A 1920-nucleotide genomic window follows, 5' to 3' on the forward strand; every position below is an offset into this window, starting at 1 on the left:
ACATCACGCCCGATCCGCAGACGGGTCTAGGCGGCTGGACGCTCGAAGATTTCGACCGCGCGGTGCGTGCGGGCGTGCGCAAGAACGGCGACACGCTGTATCCGGCGATGCCGTATCCGTCATACGCGCGCCTCACCGGAGACGATGTGAAGGCACTCTATGCGTACTTCATGCAGGGTGTCGCGCCGGTCCGCCAGCCGAACCGCGCGGTCGACATCGTCTGGCCGCTGTCGATGCGCTGGCCGCTCGGGTTCTGGCGCAAGCTGTACGCACCCGCGCCGAAGCCGTTCGATGCGACTGCGTATGCCGATCCGGTCGTCGCGCGCGGCGCGTATCTGGTGCAAGGGCTCGGCCACTGCGGCGCGTGTCACACACCGCGTGCGCCGACGATGCAGGAGCGTGCGCTGACCGATGCGGACGGCCCGGATTTCCTCGCCGGCGGCGCGGCGATCGACGGCTGGGTGCCGACGAGCCTGCGCGGCGAGACGCGCACGGGCCTCGGCACGTGGAGCGAAGCGGAAATTGTGCAGTTCCTGAAGACCGGGCGCACGTCGCGCACGGCCGCGTTCGGCGGGATGACGGACGTGGTCGGGCACAGCATGCAGCACATGACCGACGGCGACCTCACCGCGATCGCCCGCTATACGAAGACGCTCGCACCGCGCGTACAGGGCGAGACGCCTTATGTCTACGACGGCGCCGTGACGGAGGCGCTGCGCAGCGGCGACGTGGGCAAAGCGGGCGCGGCGGTCTATCGAGACAACTGCATGGCCTGCCACCGCAGCGACGGGCACGGGTATACGCGCGTGTTCCCCGCGCTGGGTGGCAATCCGGTCGTGCAGGGCGACGATCCGACGTCGCTGATCCACGTCGTGCTCGAAGGCAGCGCGCTGCAAGGTACGCACACCGCGCCGTCGACATTCACCATGCCGCCGTTCGGCTGGCGTCTGTCGGATCAGGAGGTCGCGGACGTCGCGAACTTCGTGCGCACGAGCTGGGGCAATATCGGCTCGCCGGTGAGTGCCGCGCAGGTCGCGAAGGTCCGCAAGGCGGTGCCCGCGACGCGGCCTGAGCCGCCGCCGGGCGCGCGCTTTCCGCAAGCCGCGCGCTGATCGGCCTGCAACGGACGCGTTGCGCCGCGTCCGTTGCATCCGGCGCCGCCGAGTCCGCGCGGCGTCGTCTTCCATTCGTGCGCCAGGCATCGCCGCCGCGCGAAATTTTGGCGGCGGCGCGCCATTTCTCCCGCATCATCCCTTATCCTTGCTCCTTACTAAACGATTACATCGACACGGGAGGGAGGATGCCTCATGACGTCAGCCTGATTGCCTTGCTCGCGGCCGGTTTCGGGCTCGCGCTGATCTTCGGTTACCTCGCATCGCTGCTGAAAATGCCGCCGCTCGTCGGTTATCTGCTCGCCGGCATCGTGATCGGTCCCGGCACGCCGGGCTTCGTCGCGGATCTGTCGCTCGCGCAGCAGCTCGCCGAAATCGGCGTGATGCTGCTGATGTTCGGTGTCGGGCTGCATTTTTCGCTTGGCGATCTGCTCGCGGTGCGCAAGATCGCATTGCCGGGCGCCATCGTGCAGATCACCGTCGCGACGCTGCTCGGCGCCTTCCTGCTCAACCGCGTCGCCGAGGAGGGCTACGGCGGAACACCGGCGCAGTTTGATGTGATCGGCCTTCTGGTCGGCTTCCTCGCTTCCGGCAACGGACTGAGCACCAATGAGCAGATCGCGACCTGGATCGACGACGCATGGGAAAACGGGACCGGCGAGCGGCTCTTCGGAACGGACGCCAACGCCGGTAACGACGAGTTCGATGCGGGCGCGGCGACCGAGGACACGCTGCACCAGAGCTACCGCGCGAGCGCGATGCCCGAGACGGATGCCCTCATCCGCGTGCTGCGCGAGCACGGCCTCGC

At 68.2% G+C, this 1920-nt stretch carries 2 protein-coding genes; both read left to right on the forward strand.

All coding sequences use genetic code 11. The features are described 5' to 3' along the window. The coding region (locus tag KH616_RS24670; RefSeq protein WP_292253892.1) for a cytochrome c at positions 1-1112 on the forward strand (1112 nt) is incomplete at its 5' end. Positions 1113-1300: 188 nt separating this feature from the next. Next, positions 1301-1920, forward strand: a 620-nt coding sequence (locus KH616_RS24675) for a cation:proton antiporter (RefSeq protein ID WP_292253894.1), incomplete at its 3' end; no start/stop codon positions are given.

It is taken from the genome of Burkholderia sp., from assembly GCF_018375725.1.
Lineage (GTDB): Bacteria > Pseudomonadota > Gammaproteobacteria > Burkholderiales > Burkholderiaceae > Burkholderia.